At 67.6% G+C, this 1,307-nt stretch carries 1 protein-coding gene; it reads left to right on the top strand.

Annotated elements, in window-relative coordinates; all coding sequences use genetic code 11:
- Positions 1 to 126 precede the first annotated feature (126 nt).
- Positions 127 to 777: a TetR/AcrR family transcriptional regulator gene (locus AOK23_RS38225; RefSeq protein WP_157878275.1), complete on the top strand. Its 651-nt coding sequence runs from the start codon at positions 127 to 129 to the stop codon at positions 775 to 777.
- The last annotated feature ends 530 nt before the right edge of the window (positions 778 to 1,307 follow it).

Genomic DNA, 1,307 nt, shown 5'->3' with positions numbered 1-1,307 from the left:
ACATCGGAATGACTCGTCTAGATAACAGCCGAAGCGCATGGACGGCAGCAGTGGTCATCAACACGGCGGGCCTGCTGTTGAATCTCACTGCTCTGATTGTCGGACCATGACAGGTATCATTCACGCGTGAATGCAACAGGCCGATTCAAGCCCTCGGACACCGGAGAGCTCGTCGCACGCCCGACGCGGCGCACCCAGGCCGAACGTCGGGCCCAGACACGCGAGGCGCTGATGGCCGCGGCCGTCGAGCACATCAACGCCGTTGGCGCGGCAACGGTCACGACCCAGCAGATCGCAGCCAGTGCCGGGCTGACGCGGGGCGCCGTGCAACACCAGTTCGGAACCCCGGAGGACCTGTACCTCGCCGTGGTCACCCACGGCTGGGAGCAGGTGGCCGCAGCCCACCGGTCGGCGCCCAGCATCGAGACGCCGCTCGAGCAGCGTATTACCGGCTGGGCGCACACGCTGCACGCCGCCTACGACTGCGACGCCGCCCGGGCCGCCATCGAGATGCTGGTCCACCACCGCAACAGCGCCACCTTCATGGCCGGTCAGCTCCCAGCGCTACAGGAAGCCGAAGGCGTTGTTGACCGGATCTGGGCCGACTCGTTCGCCGACACGCAGTTGCCCGCCGCAGACCTGATCCGCATCCGTCGAACGGCACGGTCATGCGTGATAGGCAGTTTGGTGCGGCGCATCAGCGATCCAACCGATACCGCAGACCCGGCCGAGGACCTCGTCCGGCTGCTGACCGCATTGCTCGCCCCGACCGCCTGAGCGGCCCTCCGGCGCCGACTCCAGCCTGAATCGCGGCACCGGGGCACCGCCCAGCACCGGGTCCCTTTGGCGAACATCAGCCGGTGATGAGGTCGGCGACGAAGGGGACCGCGCCTGCCAAGGATGCGTCCAAAGTGCTGGGGCCGTGCCCGGTTCACCGTTGCCCCCCCCCAGGACGGCCTCACGTACGGCAGAGTGGTGGCAAATGGGACGTCGGACTCCCGTCAGCTCGTGGCCCATGGAGAACGGCCGCCGGTCGAAAGGCGACTCCGGCATGCCTATGCACCCACGGTCTCGGCGAGACCGGGCAGGCTGGCGAGCGCGAGCGCGAGCGCGAGGGCGCATCAGTCGCCGCAGTTCTACCCGCGGCTCATGCTGGAACTCGAACGTGGCGTCGAGCGGGTTTTCGGTCGCGCGACAAGCGAGATGCGGCGGTCCGCCCCCGACCCTTGGGGCGCTGCCTGCTCACCTGTCACGACGGAGCAAGAGACCGGGCTAACGGTGGACACATATTGATCAGAAACTCAAAG

Source organism: Streptomyces torulosus (genome assembly GCF_001419765.1).
GTDB lineage: Bacteria > Actinomycetota > Actinomycetes > Streptomycetales > Streptomycetaceae > Streptomyces > Streptomyces torulosus.
The sequence above is the reverse complement of the archived record's forward strand: the minus strand, read 5'-3'. Positions and strand labels throughout refer to the sequence as shown.